Genomic DNA, 21,806 nt, shown 5'->3' with positions numbered 1-21,806 from the left:
TAGTGCCGCTGCATGGCACTTTGGCAGTCGCCCTGCGGTCATAGCCTGCAAATCTTCTCCGCTCCTTCTCTAGGGATAGTCTTCATGCTTCGTTCTCTGCCCCTCGCTGCCCTTTTGGTCGGCCTTATTTTGAGTGCGTCTGCACAGGCGGTTGATGTCGATCCCGCCACCTATGGCTACCCCATCACCAACCCTTTTGAAGCGACAATTGCTACCACGCCCCCGCAAATGCGCCCGTATTTGCCCAGTGAAGATGACATCAACCAATCCGATTACACCCTGACGATGCGACCTGATCGCGAGTTCACGCTGCCTGCCAACTTCTGGGCAGTGAAAAAACTCAGTTACCGCATGGCAAAACAGGATCACCCGGCGCCGCTCATGTTTTTGATTGCCGGCACCGGCGCTCCCTATGACAGCAGCCTCAACGAGTTTTTGAAAAAGCTGTTCTATCAGGCGGGCTATCACGTGGTGCAATTGTCATCGCCCACCAGCTATGACTTCATGAGCGCGGCGTCACGTTACGCCACGCCGGGCATCAGCCAATATGACGCTGAAGACTTGTATCGGGTGATGCAGGCCGTACGCGCGCAACAGGCAAGCGTGCCGGTGACTGATTTTTACCTCGCCGGTTACAGCTTGGGCGCGCTGGATGCAGCCTTTGTCAGTCACCTGGACGAAACCCGCAAAAGCTTCAATTTCAAGAAAGTGTTGATGCTCAACCCCCCGGTCAATCTTTACACTTCCATCAGCAACCTCGACAAGTTGGTGCAGACCGAAGTTAAAGGCGTCAATAACAGCACGACGTTCTATGAACTGGTATTGGGCAAACTGACCCGTTACTTCAAACAAAAAGGCTATGTCGATATCAATGCCGCGCTGGTCTACGACATTCAGAACTCCAAGGAACGGCTGACCAACGAACAAATGGCCATGCTGATTGGCACCATGTTTCGGTTCTCTTCGGCGGATATTGTGTTTACCTCAGACTTGATCAACCGCCGCGGCCTGATCACCCCACCCAACTACCCGATCACAGAAGGCACCAGCCTTACACCGTTCCTGAAGCGTTCACTGCTGTGCGACTTTGACTGCTACCTGACTGAGCAAGTCATACCCATGTGGCGGGCCAAAACCGATGGCGGCAGCCTGTTACAGTTGATTGACCAAGTCAGCCTGTACGCCCTAAAGGACTACCTGCAAAACAGCCCGAAAATTGCCGTCATGCATAACGCAGACGACATCATCCTGGGCCCGGGGGATCTTGGTTTCCTGCGTAAAACCTTCGGCGATCGCCTGACGGTCTACCCCTACGGCGGCCATTGCGGCAACCTTAACTACCGTGTAAACGCTGACGATATGCTGGAGTTCTTCCGTGGCTAAACATCTTTTGCTTCTCGCCGCCCTACTCAGCGCAAGCTATGCCCAAGCGGATAACACCAGGACTGACCCGCAGCGCGGCCAGGACATAGACGGCTTTACCCAGCCCTTGAAACTCCTGAAGTTCAATCCCGGACTGGATCAGCGCGAATTTGAACGAGCAACGATGAGCGCGCTCAGCGTGTACGACCCGCTGGAGCCCATCAACCGCCGCATCTACCACTTCAACTACCGCTTCGATCAGTGGGTATTCTTGCCCGTGGTTGATGGTTACCGGTATGTCACACCGAGCTTTCTACGTACTGGCGTCACGAACTTTTTCAATAACCTTGGCGATGTACCGAATCTGTTCAACAGCCTGCTACAACTCAAAGGGCACCGCTCACTGGAGACCACAGGCCGGCTCTTGCTGAATACCACATTGGGCGTTGCCGGTTTGTGGGATCCGGCAACGGCCATGGGCCTGCCGCGCCAAAGCGAAGACTTCGGGCAAACCCTGGGTTTCTATGGCGTACCCGGCGGCGCTTACCTGATGCTGCCGATCCTGGGCCCTTCAAACTTGCGCGACACCACAGGGTTGGTCGTAGATTACGGCGCCAATCAGGAAATCAACTTTCTCAACGTCCCTCACGAAAGCACTCGACACCCGGAAATCTGGGTACTGGGCGCGATCGACAAACGCTACAACACCAGCTATCGCTACGGGCAATTCGATTCGCCATTTGAATATGACAAGTTGCGTTACATCTATACCGAAGCGAGAAAACTGCAGATAGCAGAGTAGGAGTGTTCAGGGCTGCGTGCAGCCCTCAACCCGATGAACTGCACTTGATGTACGAAATGCCCCTTTCGCAAGCAATATTGCCTACCTTTTAACAGATGCTGCCTACAGCTTTGGCAATCTCAAACTTCCTAAAATACCGGTTGACCCAACGTTACTGGATTAGCATGCGAATCTTTACTTTTATACTATCGTCCAAACTTTCACGTTGTATAACCTCATGAGCCCACGCATATGCGTGGCTGATGACCATCCGGTCGTTGTAATGGGAATACGCATGGCACTAAGTAACTCACGTTATGCGTCCTCCATTACAGCAGAGGCCGTTAGCACGGATGAACTTATACAACGTCTCAAGCAACAACATTGCGACATTCTGATTACTGATTTTTCAATGCCCAATGGGGAATTTCCTGATGGCATGGTCCTGTTAAAACATATCAGAAGCCACTTCGTCACCCTTAAAATAATTGTCATGACAATGCTCAACAACCCTTTAATACTTAGTCAGATTTTAAAAAGCGGCGTGCATGGCTTGTTTGACAAACACCAGCCGCTGGAAGGGATCATCAACGCAATCACCCGCGTGGACAAAGGCAAGACATATATCAGTGACACGTATTCAAGTTTGCTGGTTAGCCCGTTGCGCGGTTAAACGCTAGATAAACCCCTGACAGCCCGTGAACTGGAAGTACTTCGATTATTCGGACAAAATCGGTCCGGACGACAAATAGCCGAACACTTGAATAGAAGCGAAAAAACAATCAGCAGGCAAAAGCGTATGGCCATGCAAAAACTCGGCATTCGATGCAACAGTGACCTGACCGACTATATACGCAGTAACCAATTAGCGTAATAAACCCTTGAGCGCTGCAGAGGTGAGGTAAAACGTGCCGCCCACCCGAGCGGCGCGTCGAGCGAGGATAATTTACACGCTGATACTGCTTAAACGGCCCAAACTATCGTAAGTCAATGTGCGGCCTGCTTCATCACGAATCAAGTTGCCGTCTGCGTCATAGTGAAACTCTAACCTCGCCGGATAGTCGGGCTGAAAGCTGTTAGTCAGAGCTGTTAACTGGCAAGGATCGAAAATATTACCGTACTCATAGCAACTTTCATTCCTACCGCCCTCAAATGTGGTTTCTACAAAAGTGATGTTGTCTACCGCATCAAAACCGAATACCTGACACTGTATAGACTTTCCGTAGGGATCAACAGGGACTTGGCTACCACTGCACTTATAGTCGCACAATCGTGATCGTGAATCGTAGTTATAATACTCATCCCGTAATTCCTCACTACCATTGCTCAAAGTTCGCTGAATCAACCTGTCAACTTCGTCATAGGTTTGCTCCAGTGTTTGAACGATCCCTGCACCTAAATCAAAGGTCCGTTTCCTCTCTCGACCGAACTCATCGTATTCAAGATCTATGCACAAACGCTGTGTGTTACCGCCAGCTTCATCAACGGTTTCAATCCTTGTAAGCTGCCCATGAGCGTTGTAGCCAAAGGTTGAGCAGAGCAGCCCCAATCGGGTGGATTTCAATCGAGTAAAGTCATCGTATTCATAGGTCTGTGTCTGCCCAAGTACATCGGTGTAACTGAGTAATCGAGCGTTCAGGCTGTATTCGTAGCCCATGACATACGGCTCTTCACCCGCGTGGCTAATGTGCTCACTTTTTAACTCTCCAGAACTGAAATACCTGCGCTCAAGCGTCGTATTCAACTCTACAGTGCGTAAAAGTCGTGCATTTTGTGAGTCATACTCATAAGAGGCCGTGCTTTCAACTGCAATTCTTTGTGCAGGTTCGTCACCCAGTTCAGGCTTGTAAGCATACCCGGCTTGATTACCGCTTGGCCGTGTGACGCGTTTAGGTTGTCGTTGCCCTGGAGCAAAACTGTAGACACTTTTTCGTCCACCGGTTATTGACACAGTCATCCGATCAAGACCATCAAATGCTTGTTCGCCCAAGACTTGGCCATTAACACTGATTTTTATGGGAAGATCTTCCTTGTTGTGTGCGACGTACTCGCGAACAATTTCGCTACTGTCCGGTAATATAGTTTTGGTCATTCGGTTAAAAGCGTCGTATTCATAACGCGTCCAGTTCCCAGCCGCATCAACCTCCTCGGCGGTACGTCCAAGCCCATCATATTGGTAAACATGCTCGCTGATCTGCACACCGCCTAAATCAATACGCCTCACGCTGTCGGGTTTGTCGAACAGATTATTGCTGGTAATGGTTTTGCCCATCCCCTCGACCCATTGGGTGGTGGTACGGTTAATCGGATCAGTGACCTCGTGCTCTGCAATACCATCGGGGCGTATCATGCTGCACTGCTCACCCCACACATCGTAATTAAACAGGCTGGTCAGGCAAACGTCTTTTTCTCGTTCCCAATCGATCACTGTTTCACTGACCTTCTGCTCTAGATGGTTATAGTTCGCACGATAGATCTCGCGAACTGCATTAAGGCGACCACATAAAGCATCGGCATCCTGACGGGTTTCCTTAACTACCCGGTGGTGCCCGTCCAGCCAGGTCACTGTCTCAACACCTTTAACGTTGATAGCGCTTTGACTGGCCTGTTGGCCTGTTGCGTTGCAAAGCTTGTAACTATAAGTGCGACTGGCAACCGAGTCAGTATGCGGCGCTACGGTTTCTTTAGTCACACGCCCCAGAAGATCGTACTCGTATGCAATTTCAACGTCACTGTCATCGCGACTCAGCAAAGGTTCGCCGCTGAGCAATGAATGCTCAAGCGTGATCGTTTTACGAACCTGCCGGTCCGGATCGTCATGTATGTCGTCATAACCAATCAAGGTCGTTACGGTTTGCAGCACGGGCTCGCGAGCCCTGGCATTTTTTGTTTCGCTGTAGGCGTAGTGTGTCGTGGTGGTATTGCCATTGAGAGTCAGGGTCTCGCGCAATTTACGCCCGTGCATGAATGGATTGTTGGGTTGTTCAATGTGGCTAACGGTGCTGTGTTGCAAAGTGATTTCATCCTTGCATACCGTCTCATCGCTGATCGCCAGCCACGGCTCGTTACCCGCCAACCCTTCGTATTGTTTGTAGCTGTAGCGGGTTTGCAGTGTCGGCGCATCACCATAGGTGGAGTGGGCTGGTGTCATCGTTTTACTTTTTAGGTGACGTACAAACTGTTGAGGATCAGCCGGGCATCCCTCCTCGCCTTCCTTTAGGTACCACGTGTTAGTTTCAATCACTCCGTTAGCATTAGTCTGAATCAACACGTTGCCGAAGTCGTCATAAGTGGTACTTACCACTTCGGTGTGACGGGGTAATGTGTAAGCTGCCTTGCGCCAAATTTGCGTAACTTTTTTGGGTAACTGGCAATAATTCGGCTGATCCTTGAAGTCCGCCAATGGATCAATGTAATACTCCGTCTCGGTCACTAACAGAGTATCGTCGCTCTCGAGTAACGCTTTATGCCTCACTTCTTCGCGCAGTATCAAATGAAAACGGTTGAATACCCGTCGTGTCGAGCGTACAGCCCGGTCACTGGAAACATCCCAGAGGTGCTCCTGGGTTTCATATTCATAGCTTGACTTCACCTTATAAAGGTTGTCCAAACCATCATCATTCCACGCAATATCGCTGCCATACCCTAAAAAGTTATGATCATTGGTATTACCAGACTCATTGGAACCGTAGCTATAACGGGTTTCGATTGCAGGCTGGCCAAAACCCGGATCCCGAGTATGCTTGGCCACACGTGGCAAACTGCGATTGGTGAGGCCCGGAAAGTAATGGGGCTTACCCGAATAACTAACGGTTTCATGGCCTGCGGTGGGGGTGTAAACGTGCTCAAGGCAGGTCAGCCCGCTCAAAAAGCGATAGACAAAGCGCCAGGAGGCACTGTCATGAGTGGGCAAAACAATAGTTTGAGTTTCACCACCGATGATACTGAGTACAAACACCGATTCGCAGGCCGTACCGGGATGAAGTGTGAGTTTCATCTCATTGGCAGTACGTACGAGCGTGAGTAATTGACTGCCGTCGGCATTGTTGATGCTACTGAGCAGTGGGTCGGTACCAAACGCTTCATAGTTAAGTTTAACGCTATGGCCCTGCGGTGAGATCAGTTGCACCGGCATGGCTAATTGGCCTTGCCCGACCTTGAGGATTTCCACCAGACCAGATTTATGCTCAACCCGGTAACGATTGTTGTCCAGGACATGAAAGTGGAAAGAATCAATTTTCTTCTCTGGGATAACGGTATTTTCATCCTCAATATTAACTTTGAATACCTCACCCGTGTACAGCGCCAACTTACCGTTGGACGGGTTAAATTGCGAAAGCTGCAAGTTCCAACCTTTACCGAACCCACTGTCTGCCCCGTTCAGCGGATTAAAGTTCAAGTGCAAGGGCACCACAGGACCGCATAACTGATTAGCCAACAACTCGGGAAGTTTTATTGAGCAAGTGTATAGTCCTGTACGCGGGTCAACTTGACCCTCTATGAAACTCATGAAATTGAATGCATTACTATGAACAGACGTAGAAGTCGACATCACAGGCCTCTTATTGAAAATACTAATTTAAATACGCACCCTCTAAAGGGCGCGCATCAGCAGGAGAAATTAGCCGACAATTTTAAGCCTGTTTCGATTAGTACCATCAAAACTAATCAGTATGGAATGTTTATTACCGTAGTTATCATAGACACTGACGTCCAGCGCCCGCTCGAAATCAGCCTTCGTATAGCGATCGTACTGCCAATACTCGCGCCGTTGAACGCTGAACAACACTTCACCATCAGGCACTGGATTACCGCGATCTACAGTGAGTTTCGGAGGTTGAACCTGCCCGTTGATTCGACGCAAAAGAATCTCATCAACATGCAAAATAGTATCGCCCTGTTCATTTTTTTGATCACCAAACGCATAGCCCGTGAGGCTATGAACATCCTCAAGTGTCGTATTACTCTCCCACTTGACCATACTTATGTTACCGGCGAACTCTACGCGCTTGATTTTTTTCTGCACATCATGGATTTTGAGCTTTAAATAGTAATAATCCAGCGTACTTAGATCGTCTTCATTCTCACCGCCTTCAACACGGGTAGGCCATTCATTAGGCATACCTGGATTACCAAAGGTCAGGACGACACCTCCTACAGTCCCGCCCTGTGGAGGTTCTTTAGCGATAAGGTTAATGACTTTCCTATTCGCCTCACCGTCATCAATACCTGGATTGGTATAGAAAGGCTTGTAACTGTCACTGAACAGCATCGCCGCTACACGAAGGTCTTCAATTTTATGACACTGAACATAAAACTCTTTGACCTGCACCCCTTGGGTCGAATCATTCTTCAGCGCTACAGGTGAAGTAAGGCCCGCACGCGGATAAGGGTCGTACCGTTCATCGGCCTGTTCGGTGTAGTGCCATTTATCACCCTTGGACACTCCGCCAACACCGACCTGAGGAAGGGGAACTTTTTGATCCGCAGTGACGAGACAGAGGCTGGCAAGTTCGGAGTCCGACAACATAACTTCACTTTCATTCACATCGGCGGGTCGTACACGCACCACCACTTTAGCCTGCTGCAAGCCGTTGGCATATACCGTAGGTGGCATCTCAGTCACTTCGAATTCAAAAACATCCAGGCTAAACCATTTTGACTGTCTGGCATGTTCCGATAAATGAATAACGCTGTATCCGTAATGATCGAAAGAATCGCCCAACAAACTTATTTTGACCACACTGTAGGGAAGCGAAATAACCGGCGGGGCTGTAAAGATGCCCGTAGCCGGGTCGACTGCCCCCTCCCCGGCTACAACTTCCCATTTATACATACCAGGTTCAACATCACCCGACACTTTCAAGAGTGCAGAGTCAGCAGGTCTTAAACCGGGGTGAAGGGCAGGTGAAATATCAAGGGAATAAGTCCCGTGCCGCAGCAATACACTCCCAACGGTTTTATCACCGGTTATCGTGTCCTCAACATCGATTAAGACTGCTTGCAATGTACCATCAGGCAGTTCTGTTGTCGGCGGGGTATAAATAGCCTCTGAGCCATCGGCCAACAAACTGCCGATATTATCGCGCAGTGACCATTTCAAAGAACCTGAACCTAACGTTGAAGCCTTGAGTTTCACGCTTTCACGCTGCGTCATATCAATCAATGTTATCGCAGGGGTAACCACTACACCGGCCATGACCACGGTGACCAGAGCCGAGGCAGTCACTTCTTTGCCTGTTACCTCATCGAGGTAGGTCGCTGTAACCACATTGCGCGATGCGCTGCCGTCAAGTAATTGAACCGCCGGTGCCGTATAGGTGCCGTTATCAATCGTTCCCAAAGCCCGAACACCGTCGACACTACGAACAGTCCAACTTACCTCCGTGGCTCTTCGAGTTAACTGAACAATATCAAAATTGATACTGTCACCTGCCTTTATTACCGGAAGCAGTGGGGAAAGGGTAAACGTTGTTTCTTTAGGCGCAATCTGGCCAACCATCAGCAGATCTCCCGGCAGTCGCGCATCTGTTAATTGCAGCGCATTTTTTTCAGGGAAAAACAGGTTGCTGATGGCAAGCGCATTAATTTCCGGGATACCAAAATTTTCAAAATTCGAAGCATCTTGAAAAAAAGATTTATGGTTTGCAAGCTCATTTTGAACGGCTGGGGCATACTGAGTACGCAAGCCATTTTCAAAATCGTAATCACTATAACTATCACTGACAGCCTGATAATCATGTGAAAAATCTGCCGTCAGGCTCCTCACCTCAAACAACAGCTTATTCGTGGAAGGATCGACTACAGGGTCAAAAACGATATTCACATCTGCTTCAAATTCAGTATCAGAGTCATAATAACTATGCCCTGCAAGAAAATCCCAAATATGCACTTGAAACGGTTTTTTTTGAATTCCCGAATACCAGGAAATGGATAAAGCAGCATCCGGCGACGGCAAAATTTCAACGCTTTATCGCTGACAATATTAAAAAAATCGAGCTGGTGTTTACCGACACTCGCTACTTCTTCTGTACGACCAGCGCTGTCGTACCATCGATGATGATAACTGGGTAACGGAAGACTTCCACTTACCGCCTTGAGTGAACGAGCCACTTCGTTCGACTCATTGGCGCGCTCAAAAACGGTGCCATGACCCAGCATATCCTGGATAGGGTACTGAAAGTACCAGTCGAATACGGCCCGGCTGGCCAATACAACGGCGCCCGAATACTTCGCGTTCCCAGTTGCGGGATCCACATCATTAGGAATCAGATAATCCAGCTTACCTTCCGAAGGTTCATCTCCCTCCTCGGGATTTCCTTTGGTTCTGACCATCAATACCACGGCGCCCTCCCCGTAATCGTCAGAATCACGCAGCGCGCCTTGCTCGGTGGCCATGGTACGAATGATAAATGAACGAGGTGCCAGCAGATCTACATCCCGAAGATCAAGCATGCCCAACTCGTAGACCCGATCATCCGGTTTTTGCTCCATATACAAGGCTTTAAAAAAAAGACCTAGTTGCTCTTGTGCTTTCTCCTCATTCACCAGGTTACAGCGGCAGTTATACCCTTCACCAATGTCAACGATGACCTTGCCTTGTTCATTGACCGTACCTTGACTGGCGGCCAAATCAATATCCATCGTCAAGGTACAGCCTTGGTTAGCAGTCACCACATAGCTATACAACACACTGCCGGGGACCTCATTGGAACCTTTACGCACATAAGACACCGAACCCGAGACAATATCCATCGTGGCGGTCACTCTAGAGTTACGCAACGACGCGGTCTCAAAGCTTAAACGAGGCTGGCTCAATATCAAACCGCTCAGTTCCAGAATTTCTTGCCCGTCCGGCGTCATACTGGCTGCGCCCGTGATATGTTTCATAAAACTGTCACGATTAAAACGAGTAATGTATTGCTGTTCCAGCAAGCTATTGACCTTGGCTCGGTTCATAAAGACAATCGCGTCCCAACCGAGTGTAATGGACTTGCCTGACATGCGCTGGGTTAATTCAGCCAATGAATAATTCATGGGGTATATACCTTTAATAAAAAAACAAAATGAAGTTAAGTACCAAACACTGTAGAAGCAGACCCGCCTTCAAATAGACGAGAACGAATCACTGGGAGTTTCTGGACATTCATAATCCTCGGCAGCTGCAAGTATTTCAACGTAATTAACCAGCGGCAGAGGCACTGCGACATAGGCATTAATAGCAGGTGCACCAATACCTCCAGGAAGTGTGCCTGACACCACAACAAAACTTCCCGGCACAATAAAGGATGGTTCAGTATAAATACCCGTTATGTCGTCGAAAGAACCTACCCCCCCGAGCATTTTCCAGGTCACTTTTTTCGATTCAATGGGACCATTTTTTCCCCTGAGCTCAAATTGAACCGTTCCGCTTGAAGGATCACTGTCTTCGGATAGCCACATAGGCGTATTAACCCTCTCCACAAGAATCAGTACATGAATATAAGCCTTGGATATGTTTCCATTTTGCGTTTTTGTTATTTCAAACCTGTCCATAACAAATGGCGTGCCAGGCGTGGTTGGGCGGCCAGCTCTGTATTCGCGGCTGTTGGGTTTTCCTTCAACTTCAGTCAGTGTTGAGCCCCACTCCGGGGTCAGATGTGTCCACTCTAAAGTGCCGCCACTGATTGATTCCGCAGAGAGCTCTGTCGTGCCCGCAGCATCACAGCTGATATAAAGAGGGTTTACCGAAATCGTGTTATTAAGTACTGTCACTAATGCCGAGCTTTTTACAGGTTGACCATTTAAATGCCCTTCTGCAGTAATAATGACAGTCACCAACCCATCAGGCAGTTCAGCCTGAGAAGGCGCACGGTATAAGCCACTGTCGCTGATAGTGCCTGCCTCTTTATTGCTACCATCAGCATCCCGCACTTTCCAAACGACGTTATCTGGGGAGGGAGTCAAAAAGAATTGCAACGCACTGCCAGCCTCGATGTTCGAGTTCGCAGGCGTTAACACCGTAGTGCTGCGCAAAGGATCAATTTGACCGAATACAGCAAGATCACCGGGCACAAATGCCTCTCTCAAGTGCAAGGCGTTATGACCGGGAAATAGAAGATTTCGCAGGATGAACGTATCCAGGACGGGCGTGGTGAGCGACTGAAGAATACCCTCTAGTTTCGGGCGATAAAACGCTTCAATGAGCGGGACCATTCGGATTCCCTCCCATTTCAAGTCAAACAAATTTTCAAAACCTGTTACCGACAAGTCAAAACTGGAGGAGCGCTCATCGCGGGTAAAGCTGACACAGCCGGTATCATTATCCACCACCACATCAAAGCTAACGGTGTGCTTACAGGTGAATACAATTTGGCCATAATCCCACTGTTCGTTAGATGGCCACTGCCAGTAAATGACACGGCTGAAAGGAAGGGTATAGACTTTATCCAGCACAAACTCAATTCGCTCGCCCCCTCCCTTTATCGTCAGGGCCGGGCCACCCTCATCGGCTTTAAAATTAACATGCAAGTCCGTTGTAAACGTCGCATCGAAATCATCATCGCGGACTTTGTAATTATGAATAAACTTATGGCTGACACCTCCGGCCCCCGCTTTTAAACTCCAGGCAATATCTTTGCCTGCGCCATTCTCGGGTGTGTAATCCAAAAACTTGATGCCATGACCAATATCAGCCACTGCAGGGCCGCGCATAATGATATCGAACAAAACACGGCTGGACAGTAAAATAGCCCCTGTATAAGCGAGCCCGCATTCATCCGAAGGCAGCAGATAAATCGATTTTGTGTTAGGGAATGTGCCATCTTCACCGTCTTTAAACTTGATGAACAGCATGACAGCACCATCGCCATAATCCTCATCACCCAAAACAGAAAGATAACTGGCTTTAACCACTTTTATTTCAAAACTATTAGGCGTCAACACACCATTTTCAAAACCATCAATAGAACCCAGGGAAAACTTTTTTTGTGCGGCAGGCAAGGTTAAAAAGTATTCTTTGAAACGTCTACCCACGTCTTCCTGGGCGAGGCTACCCATGACAAAGTTAGCCATAAATGTTTCGGCTTTATCAATATCAATGATCACCTCTCCTAACCCGCTTACATTGCCTTTGGTCAGCGGTTGATCCATCCATAGGCTTGGACCGCCTACCGGTAACACCTGCAATATCTGCTTGATGTAGTGCGCACCCAACCTTTCATTCGTACTGACAATCATCCCTGCAACCATTTTTAGGGTCAGTCGGGCGCGCGGATCCAAAGCGGGATCGGAGGCTTCAAAGGAAAGTCTGGGTGCGCTGAGTTTCAAATTGAAAATATGTTCCTTTTCTTTCCCATCCCCCCAACACACCACCATTGAGAGAGGTTCAAAGTACCCACTTTCAGTATCAAAGCGCTCTATGTAGAGCTGGAGCAATAATTCATTGGCTTTTCGCTGATCATAGAGGGTTACGGCATCCCAGCCATAGGTCAGAGACTTGCCTTTCATGGCTGCGACTAACTCGACCACTGTCATTTGACTCATTATTCGTTAACCCCTTATTGAAAATTATTTTGACTGGGCTTCAGGACAACAGTTTAAGTTGTAAAGGATTACTGAAAAGTGTAGTTGAATGCCCACCATCAAAACTGACGCTTGCACGTAACGTAAATATTCCGTTAACGGCTATCCCCTGAAGATCCGCGCGTGTTAAATGAGCGTTTACTCCATCGACACACTCCTGTGGGAAAACCTTACGAAGTGCAATAATGTTCCGGTCTTCTATACCGCTGGAAGTTAACCAGAGGCGCACCGTTTGTTGTGTCGAGATAAAAGGCCAAAGCCCGATGCGTAGTTTTGCGCCGTCAGCTGGAATATCCGAAAGTCTAAGGGTTGCCGGCGAGCCGACCTGAACCCCCTCGCAGGTAATTCTCGAGTAAATATCCAGCTCACGAATAAAGAGAAACAAGGACGAATCAGCCATTTGCCCAGCGACGCTGTAGGTAACTTCGACGGTTTTACCGAAGTTCGACGGCAATACGGTTGCCGGCGCTTTAAACTTCATGGGATTTAGTTGACTGGCCTCACTAACTTCGCAAGACCCACTGGCATCAAAACCTCTGAAGTACGCCGTGACTGTATCCCCCTCACCAATGGTGGCGTTTGCAGGAATCACAATATAGGCCCCGTTGTAGGCGAGCATAGGATCCAACTCATCCTTGCCAGCACTGACGACACTGTTATCGACAGTAGGTGTAGGCAACACCATGGGTTCACGCACGGTCAACGCTAACGGCATACCCGTCCCAGCAGAGTCGGCTCGCGCATATTGATAGCGAATGTCAACGGATGCCCCACTATTGACAGTCAGCCAATCAGCAGCGAGGGGTACTTCAAGCTTGCCGCTTTCAATGTTGGAGGCATCGACTTTAAAGTGCCCAATTGAATTCTTTAAGGGACTGCTGCCTGAGCCCGTACGCGTGCCATAAACCAGTACATCGTCACCGACGCGTATGTCCGGATAGACGGGTAACAGCACGCGGATCCCGTCGGGAAACTGACCTGGATTGATCTCTGTGCCCACTAGATCCTTAACACTGGGGGCTGACAGGTGAGGAAGTGTCGGCGCTATAACCACAATGCTACGCTCTGCAGAAACGGTCTGACGCTCTTGTTCGCGCGTTGCATAGGTGATCTCATAATGCAGCCTGAAAACCCCTCCGCGCAACGCAATAGCGTTTGTTTTGGGTAAAGTCCAACTGAGTACTTGCCCTGGGTTGTTAGCCGGATCAGTGTCCTGATCACTTAGGGTTTTTGCTGGAATGAATACAGTTGGTCCGTCAGTCCCATCCGCTTTCACCCCTTTCCACACAAGCTGAACCTTATCTCCGGTGGACATGGCGGTATAAGGCGCAACAGCGATTGTCATCGTGGCCCCTTGGATGGCGCCAGTATCGAGTTGGTTGTCATGAGACTCTTTCACTTGAGGAGCTGGCAGCCGGCCGGCCTTACCGATACCAAAATGAATTCTCTTGGATTCCACCTTCGGTTTATTGGGGTCATCGGTATAACGCTTAAGAAAATAGGAGTAAAAAACCTGCCCTTTATCCAATTGCATTACAAATGAATTGGAAATCAGCATGGCAAAGCCCAATTCAGTTTCATGGAGCGGATCAACAGGAATGGGTATATCCGTCACATCTACAGGGAAGCCGTCCTGCGTCATCCCTAACCAACTCTGATACAGCTCATCCCCGAGTTCCGGATTATCATACTTTGCATACGTAAACAACGCCCCACCGTTCAAGGCTTGCGGGTCAATTGTATTATTAATTAAAAGTGGAATGACTGGCCCTTTAAGAGCGCCTTCGGCTGCCATATCGCTTTCCTCACTTATAGTGTGTGTGCACGTACTGTCTCTAACTGACAACGTGAATAGACCTGTATTTTTACGCCTATTTATAAGTGCTCAGTACTCTCAGAAGTGCCAGGCTCACACAACGGCTTCACATGCTACAGTCTGCGACCTTGTCATTCCCACGCCGCACGGCTTTATACATGAGGTTTAAAATGTTGCATTTAAAACGCCCGCTCAACTCGATGTTCGCACTTATATTGATCGCATTAACCAGCCAAAGCAGTGCCACCCCGCTTGACATCGCGGAGGAAACAATAGGCATGATTTACTTCTACAATGATAAGAATGAAGAAGCGTGCACTTTGCCGGTACCTGCCACCAGCCAATACTTTAACTTTGGGAACAGCAATGAGCGGTGTGAAAACAACATGGTTTCCACTTTTTGGTTAAAGAACATACCCTCAGCGACCCTGATTCATTTTTACGAAAGCGAAAGTTGCACAGATGCCCCATCCAAAGATAATTTCTATATAAAATTTAAAACGGTAAAGACCCCCACTGACTGGAGCGAAAATAATCCCGCTGCCATTACCATCGACAGCATGAGAAATCTTCCCGCGGGAGGACTACTTCCCAAGAGAAACATACGCCTCGAAGCCTCTTTTGTCGGCGCCGAATTCAATAACAAAAGTCTGAACGAGCAACTCAGCTGCGTTTATATTGAACGGTCTCAACCGGTTGATTGATCACTCTTTTTAAACCGAGCTTATACCATGACCCTTTCTACATCTGTCACGTCAAACGCTTTTAATTTCACAAACTTTATTAACAGCCAAGTCGACCCTCGGACGGGTCAATATACCTGTGCCCTTGCATTTCCCGAGCTTAAAGCCAATCAGTTAGCGGGGCCCTCTGTCCCCCTGCACCTCAACTTTAACCCACTGAACAGCGCCGACAGCGGATTTGGCAAAGGCTGGAACTTGCAGCTTTCGCAATTCAACCCAGCCAACGGATTATTAGCACTGCACACCGGTGAGACGTTCAAAGTTAATGTTGAAGATGACAAAACAGTTATCCCGGAAAAGAAGATCGATTCTTTTCACTTCCATGTGCTGGACAATCAGCGTTATCGGGTTGAGCATAAATCAGGCTTGGTGGAAATCCTAGAGGTCGGCCAAGGCCAATTGGCGATGCCTGTGCAAATGTTTTCACCCCAGGGCCACAGTGTTTCGCTCGTATATGAATCTTTTGGTACAGAACCGCTGCTCAGCAGCATCAATAATGAAGACGGCTCATCCTTACTCAGCCTGGCACGTACCGCTAACGTAATGATGGTCAAGCTTTTCCCCGGCACACCGTTAGAAACGGTGTTTGTGTTAAATATAATTGGGGGAGAAACCACAAGTATTGTCTTACCTACCAAGGACAGTGCCTCTTGGCGCTTCACCTACACCACAGAGAACGATCTGACCTGCCTTCACCATGTCTACACGCCTACCGCAGGTCATGAAACCGTCAGTTATTCGGGTAAGCCCCACTATTTTCCGGGCGTCATAGATCGCAGGCTACCCCGTGTGGCCTCACATACCCGGGATCCGGGTTTTGGCCAGCCTGTGATCGAAACCCGTTATACCTATGGCTCGAAAGACCCTGACAACACCAATGACCACAATTTTCTGGGGTATGGCAGCGATATAGCCTGGAATGATGATGGTTTGGACAACCTTTATAAGGTGAGGTCCAACTATGAATATGAAACTCAGGAACACCTATGGGACGCATCCAACAATTTGGCCGTACGCAGCACTCGGCGGGTGTACAACCGCTTTCATCTAATGCTGAGGGAGGAAGTCACGCAAAAAGCTTCACTCACTTCCGATGACACGCTGTTTGTGACCGAAATCGAGTACCACATTGATCCTTCGGTGGACTTCAAGGATCAGCCGAATTATTGCCAGTTACCCAAAAAAGTTACGCAAATTTGGCGCAAGTTAGCTTACACATTACCCCGTCACACCGAGGTGGTAAGTACCACTTATGACGACTTCGGCAACGTGTTGGTTCAGACCAATGCTAACGGAGTGACTGAAACTTACACGTGGTACGACAAGGACGGCGAAGAGGGCTGCCCTGCCGACCCGCAACACTTTGTGCGCAACCTGAAAAGTAAAACGGTGACCCCGGCAAGCTCCGCTTATGGTGATGCGCCGACACTGCAACACCGTTATAGCTACACCGCACATCGAGGTCTAAATGGCAGCGAGTCCTGGCTGGCAATGAGCGAGGAATCCCTCACAAAAGTGAACGCGAGCGATGCCTCACAGGTGTTACGCACTATCGCTCACGAGTACCTAAACGACTTGGATGATCCGCTGCGCCATGGACTCATCCGAAAGATGACGCTAACCGTAAACGGTCAAATAGATCGCTCAACCACCACCACCTATGACTATGACCATGCGTACAACTTTCACGCCAATGTAATGGCCAGACGAACCGTCAGCACCATGATCGGTCATGACGACGCTCCAGACAGACCGGTACGCCAGGTCATCACTGAGGAACACTCATTATTTAATGGCATCAAACTTTCAAGCAAAGATTCAAACGGCGCTGAAATTATTTATCACCACGACCGTCTTGGCCGGGTGACCGAAGAGGTCGTTGGGCTGGGCACTGACTATGTGGCCAACCGCCAATATCAATATGCCTTAACCTGTGGTGACCCCGGACAACAGGCAGTGCAGTACACAACAGATATCAAGGGTGTCCCGACCCGCACATGGTTCGACGGTTTAAACCGGCTATTAAAAGAGGAGCGTCAGGACATCGACGCGTTGGGCGGGGATTCAAGTCTGTTTCGTACTACTTATAGCGCCACGTATAACCATTTAGGCCAATTGACCCATGAAACCACTGTCGATTGGGAGGGCGACAAAAACATCGCCTTGACCACCACTTTCGAGTACGACGCCTGGGGCGAGCAATACAAAATCACGGGTGCAGATGGCGTTGTGCGGATCACTGAAAACGATCCCTCCAGGCAAATCTCTACTACGTGGACACAAAATACCGGTACGCCGCTGAAAATCAGTGGTAAGCGTCGGACAACCCTCAACCTGTTCGGCAAAGAAGACAAGGTTGAAGCGCTGAACACCAACGGGTTGTTAGAAAGCGAGCGGCTGTATTTCTATGACGGCTTGGGTAACTGCGCAGAACAACTCGACGAAATGGGCGAGCTCACGCAGTTCAAGTACGATCCGTTTTCCCGTGTACAGTCCACAATACTGCCCAATTTCACTGAAATACACCGCGAGTATGCGGCACACACAGCAGCGGAACTGCCTGTGCGCATGAGTGTTGTTTATGCCGAGAAAACATCATGTGTCGGATACCAGACCTTTGATGGAATCGACCGACGGACCACATTGCAGGTCGGGCCACGCCTTCAACAGTTTTTTTATGAAGGTGGCCGCTCTCAGCCAAGCGAGATGATCACCGCGGACCAAAAGTCCATCACCTACACCTATATACCCGGCCTTGCGCAAACGCCAGCGTTCAGCACTGCACCCGATGACGCCTCAATTTTCAAGTACGACCCTCAAAGTGCTCAACTGATATCGTCGCAGAACCGTCAGAGTGAACATACTTTTGTGTACAACCTCAGTGGTCAATTAATCACCGAACGCTGGAAGGACATGGCCTCGGGTAAAGAATCCCAAACCTCCTTTACCCAAACCCTGAGCGGGCGGCCGTTAACTCGCATCGATCCCAACGGGATGACGTGCACCTACACTTACGACAGTTTTGCACGTATCGAGAGCATTACCCAAGGTCACATTCTCGCCACCTTCGACTATGACGAACTGGGTCAAGTAAACCTGATTATCGTGAAGGATATAAGCACCCAACAGACCGTTGAAACCCTATTGCTCATTGATGACCAAGGCCGTGAAACCGAACGTCATATAACCCTGAGCGGTGATCACCCCGCGCAAACCATTTTCCAGTCCTACCGGGAAGATAACAGGCTGAAAGATCGACGCCTGACAGTCGGTGAGCAAACTGAACTATTTGAAACCTTCGGCTACGACCAGCGCGGGCGGATGGTGGAGTACATTTGCGAGGGTGAACGTCAGCCAAAAGACCGTTATGGCAATGCCATTCACCAACAACATTTCACCTTTGATGAACTGGACAACATCACTGCGGTGTACACAACCTTTGCTGACGGCAGTTTCGACGAAGCTGTGAGCTCGTTTGCCCCGAATGATCCTTGCCAATTAATCAGAATCACTCACAGCCACCCTGACTATCTACCCGAAGGAGACTTCGAACTCAAATATGACAACAATGGCAATCTCGTTCTCGATGAAACCGGCCAGACCCTGCATTACGACAGTCAGAGCCGACTGATCCAAGTTACCGACGCCAATGGTGCTGACGTCAGTCAGTACCGCTACGATTCTCATAACTCATTACAGGGCGTCAAGCACGGCACAGAAAATGAAACCCTGCGCTTTTATGAGGACGATCTCCTGTGCCGGACAGAACAAGGAGATATTCAGACTCATTATCTTTATTTCGGTGAGCAACCATTGGGCCAACAGCAGCAGGGCGACTTTACTCAAACCCTTCTGCTGATGACTGACGGCAAAAACAGCGTGCTCGCTGAAACTGGCCAAAATGAACTGCGCAAAGCGACCTATGGTGCTTATGGTGCACGCAATCTGGATGATGATTTTAAGTGTACTTTGGGGTTCAACGGCGAGGTACGCGACCCGCAAAGTGGATGGTATCTGCTTGGTCAGGGATACCGGGCCTATAACCCGACACTGATGCGCTTCCATAGCCCGGACTCACTCAGCCCTTTCGGCGCGGGCGGAATTAATCCGTATGCATATTGCGCAGGCGACCCCATCAATTTTGTCGATCCTACGGGACATGCCAATCGGGGGGTTAACTGGATGGGAGTGTTGGGAGCCGCAATGTCGGCAGTCGGTGCAGTGCTTACTCTCTCAGCAGTAATCTTTGCTCCTCCTATTGGCGCAGCTGCCATTGCAACTACCATAGCGTTCACGGCACTCGGTGTTGGTGGCAGTATCTACGGGATGTATGAAGGTGTCATGGCAACCACTGCAACTCGACTTAAAGATCGTGAAAAACATCAGACCAGTTCTCTTATCTCTGGCGGTCTGGATGTAGCGTTTGGTGCATGGGGCCTTTGGCGCGCGATCCGTGTTGCAAAAAAAGCAACGGCGGCGGCGAAAGTGAGTTGGCACAAAATGGTCAAAGACAGTATAGGGAAAATGAAGGATGCAACAGTGCCTCGAAATGCATCACGCAATGTAAGTAGCGAAGCAATCGAAGCATCCAGCGACCTTCCCCGAACCGGCAGTGTTCGCTCAACGCGTAGTGAAACCGCTGCCAGAGAAGTTTCGCCCATGGCCAATCCATCAGTCGCTGGGCCCAGTGGGTCGAGCGGACAAACCGCCGGCAGCTCTGCTCCTCCCGAACCGGTCATTGATTACTCTCCTCCCACACCACCGCCAAAGCCCAAAAAACCTGCAGGAGGGTCAGTTAATCCTGATGGTAAGTGGGCAACAACAACCGAAGTGCGTAATAACAAACTAAACGATATAAGTGTTGGCCAACGCCCCGAATATACGGTTGCACAAATTAGAAGTAAAATAGGCTCACACATAAAAAATTAATAGCCTGGCTATAAACTAACTCCCTAATGCTCCAGCTCAATAAAGCTGGGGCATTAGCGTGCATTACACACTACGATCACAATTTAATTCGTCTCCCCTCACCGAATTGAGAGTTTTCTCATATCGCGCCAGACTTCCCCCCCCTAGAATTTTGCGGCTCTAGTCGCCCCGCATGCTGCGATCATTCTCGGCAAATACTGGTTTGACAATTGCAGAAATAAATCTATCAAGGGACTTATTACATGAAGCTATCTTTAGTGACTCTACCGCTCGGTCTGGCATTAAGTTTTGCCGTACCCTCAGCATTCGCTACAACAGGCACGATCAATTTTGCCGGTAAAATCACCAGCGCCACCTGCCCCATTGAAATCGTCAACCCTGAAACAGGTTTAGTGGGCAATCTCGTCCGAATGGGAGAGGTCGATGCCAGTGCATTTACTTCAGTGGGCACCCAAGCCGGGGGGGGCGGTTTTCAAATGCGCATCACCCCTAGCAGTGTTTGCGTTATGGACCCGACCAAGTTAAATGCGACCGTCACCTTCACTTCAGTACAAGGAGGGGGCGGAGATCACTATGGTGTCAAGCCTGTATCGGGAGCAGCCGAGGGGGTTGCAGTGGCAATCAAAGACTTCACCGGTGCACTGTTACCAAGCGGTAGTACATCGGCAATTTATCCTTTGAGTGAGACCGATCCTACGCTGATGTATTTCTATGCTTCCTATATTTCCACGCAAGCAATTGTTAGCGCTGGCCCTGCCGACGCTGATGTCAGCTTCAGCGTGAATATCAACTAGTACCCCCTCTCTTTAAAACGACGGGTTTTTTGGCCCGTTGTTTCAATCTTACTTTTCGACACCGGGGGTCACTATGTTCGGCAGTATCAAGAATTCCGCTCGTCTAAAGGGCGGACTACTGGCATGTTTTTTAGTGGGGCTACCCAGCAGCCATGCCGCGTTGACTATAAGCAGTACTCGGGTGGTATTCGACAGTGACAAACGCAATGTTTCTGTGAGGGTATCCAACCCCAGCACTAAACCTTTTGCCGTGCAGACCTGGGTTAATACGATTACAGATGATCAAACCACTGCGGTTCCATTCATCGCCTCTCCGCCGTTGTTTCGCCTCAACGCAGGTAAAGAACAGCACGTGCAGATCAATGGATTACCCCAATCGCTCCCTAAAGACCGCGAATCATTGTTTTATTTTAATGTTCAGGAAATACCGCAACTTGAAGCCCGTGAAACCAACCAATTGAATATTGCCTTGCGCACCCGTATCAAATTGTTTTGGCGCCCCACTGAACTTACCGGCAACCCTTTGGACAGCCTGAAAGACTTGCAATGGTCAATACAGAGCATCGACGGTAAAGCTCGTTTAATCGTGAACAACCCGAGTCCTTTTCATGTGTCTTTCATACGCATTGAACTGAGCGCTAACGGGCAAACCTTCAGCGTGAAGGACGCCACCATGTCACGCCCTCTCGACATTCAGACGTATGAGCTGGACGGCTTCAAGCCGACCGCAGGGATGCAGGTGACCTTCTCGACTATCAACGATTTCGGTGCATTCACTGCGCCCATGACATTGCCCGTAGCCCTTGATCTTTAACATT

Annotated in this window: 12 protein-coding genes; 8 read left to right on the top strand and 4 right to left on the bottom strand. The window is 49.3% G+C overall.

Translation table 11 applies throughout. The features are described 5' to 3' along the window. Nucleotides 1–84 precede the first annotated feature (84 nt). The 4 genes from GHN86_RS00845 (at nucleotide 85) to GHN86_RS23995 (ending at nucleotide 3,017) form a co-directional block, all read left to right on the top strand. The gene (locus GHN86_RS00845; RefSeq protein WP_153385971.1) at nucleotides 85–1,383 is read left to right on the top strand and encodes a serine/threonine protein kinase; all 1,299 of its coding nucleotides are present in this window, start codon (nucleotides 85–87) and stop codon (nucleotides 1,381–1,383) included. Next, the gene (locus tag GHN86_RS00840; RefSeq protein ID WP_323369125.1) at nucleotides 1,376–2,164 is read left to right on the top strand and encodes a VacJ family lipoprotein; all 789 of its coding nucleotides are present in this window, start codon (nucleotides 1,376–1,378) and stop codon (nucleotides 2,162–2,164) included. The genes GHN86_RS00845 and GHN86_RS00840 overlap by 8 nt, the downstream gene beginning before the upstream one ends. A 235-nt stretch (nucleotides 2,165–2,399) precedes the next feature. Next, nucleotides 2,400–2,816, top strand: coding sequence for a response regulator (locus GHN86_RS00835; protein ID WP_194286435.1), 417 nt, complete (start codon nucleotides 2,400–2,402; stop codon nucleotides 2,814–2,816). 15 nt (nucleotides 2,817–2,831) lie between these two features. Next, nucleotides 2,832–3,017 (top strand): response regulator transcription factor, encoded by a 186-nt coding sequence (locus GHN86_RS23995; protein WP_153386003.1) that lies wholly within the window; start codon nucleotides 2,832–2,834, stop codon nucleotides 3,015–3,017. A 72-nt stretch (nucleotides 3,018–3,089) separates the two neighbouring features. Here the strand turns inward: GHN86_RS23995 and GHN86_RS00825 are convergent, their stop codons facing one another. The 4 genes from GHN86_RS00825 to GHN86_RS00810 form a co-directional block, all read right to left on the bottom strand. Beyond that, on the bottom strand, nucleotides 3,090–6,542 hold the full coding sequence (locus GHN86_RS00825) for an RHS repeat domain-containing protein (RefSeq protein WP_194286537.1): 3,453 nt from the start codon (nucleotides 6,540–6,542) through the stop codon (nucleotides 3,090–3,092). Nucleotides 6,543–6,764: 222 nt separating this feature from the next. Then, nucleotides 6,765–9,101 (bottom strand): hypothetical protein, encoded by a 2,337-nt coding sequence (locus tag GHN86_RS00820; RefSeq protein WP_153377258.1) that lies wholly within the window; start codon nucleotides 9,099–9,101, stop codon nucleotides 6,765–6,767. Nucleotides 9,102–10,249: 1,148 nt separating this feature from the next. Continuing rightward, nucleotides 10,250–12,667 (bottom strand): hypothetical protein, encoded by a 2,418-nt coding sequence (locus GHN86_RS00815; protein ID WP_153385964.1) that lies wholly within the window; start codon nucleotides 12,665–12,667, stop codon nucleotides 10,250–10,252. Nucleotides 12,668–12,707: 40 nt separating this feature from the next. Beyond that, nucleotides 12,708–14,501, bottom strand: a complete 1,794-nt coding sequence (locus GHN86_RS00810) for a hypothetical protein (RefSeq protein WP_153377256.1) — start codon at nucleotides 14,499–14,501, stop codon at nucleotides 12,708–12,710. Between the two features lie 191 nt (nucleotides 14,502–14,692). Between GHN86_RS00810 and GHN86_RS00805 the strand changes: the two genes are divergently transcribed. From GHN86_RS00805 to GHN86_RS00790, 4 genes are all read left to right on the top strand, one after another. Then, a complete protein-coding gene (locus GHN86_RS00805; protein ID WP_153377255.1) occupies nucleotides 14,693–15,226 on the top strand; it encodes a hypothetical protein in 534 nt (177 codons plus the stop codon). A 27-nt stretch (nucleotides 15,227–15,253) separates the two neighbouring features. Further along, nucleotides 15,254–20,194, top strand: coding sequence for an RHS repeat-associated core domain-containing protein (locus GHN86_RS00800; protein ID WP_153377254.1), 4,941 nt, complete (start codon nucleotides 15,254–15,256; stop codon nucleotides 20,192–20,194). Nucleotides 20,195–20,436: 242 nt separating this feature from the next. Further along, the gene (locus tag GHN86_RS00795) at nucleotides 20,437–20,988 is read left to right on the top strand and encodes a fimbrial protein (RefSeq protein ID WP_153377253.1); all 552 of its coding nucleotides are present in this window, start codon (nucleotides 20,437–20,439) and stop codon (nucleotides 20,986–20,988) included. A 73-nt stretch (nucleotides 20,989–21,061) separates the two neighbouring features. Further along, entirely contained in the window at nucleotides 21,062–21,802 is a 741-nt protein-coding gene (locus GHN86_RS00790) for a molecular chaperone (protein ID WP_153377252.1), read from the top strand. Nucleotides 21,803–21,806: the final 4 nt, after the last annotated feature.

This window comes from Pseudomonas helleri, assembly GCF_009600315.1.
GTDB lineage: Bacteria > Pseudomonadota > Gammaproteobacteria > Pseudomonadales > Pseudomonadaceae > Aquipseudomonas > Aquipseudomonas helleri_A.
The sequence above is the reverse complement of the archived record's forward strand: the minus strand, read 5'-3'. Positions and strand labels throughout refer to the sequence as shown.

Bases quoted from the DNA above. Each gene is read 5' to 3' on its own strand.
- GHN86_RS00845 (WP_153385971.1), top strand. From the start codon at position 85: ATGCTTCGTTCTCTGCCCCTCGCTGCCCTTTTGGTCGGCCTTATTTTG.
- GHN86_RS00815 (WP_153385964.1), bottom strand. From the start codon at position 12,667: ATGAGTCAAATGACAGTGGTCGAGTTAGTCGCAGCCATGAAAGGCAAG.
- GHN86_RS00810 (WP_153377256.1), bottom strand. From the start codon at position 14,501: ATGGCAGCCGAAGGCGCTCTTAAAGGGCCAGTCATTCCACTTTTAATT.
- GHN86_RS00805 (WP_153377255.1), top strand. From the start codon at position 14,693: ATGTTGCATTTAAAACGCCCGCTCAACTCGATGTTCGCACTTATATTG.
- GHN86_RS00800 (WP_153377254.1), top strand. From the start codon at position 15,254: ATGACCCTTTCTACATCTGTCACGTCAAACGCTTTTAATTTCACAAAC.
- GHN86_RS00795 (WP_153377253.1), top strand. From the start codon at position 20,437: ATGAAGCTATCTTTAGTGACTCTACCGCTCGGTCTGGCATTAAGTTTT.
- GHN86_RS00790 (WP_153377252.1), top strand. From the start codon at position 21,062: ATGTTCGGCAGTATCAAGAATTCCGCTCGTCTAAAGGGCGGACTACTG.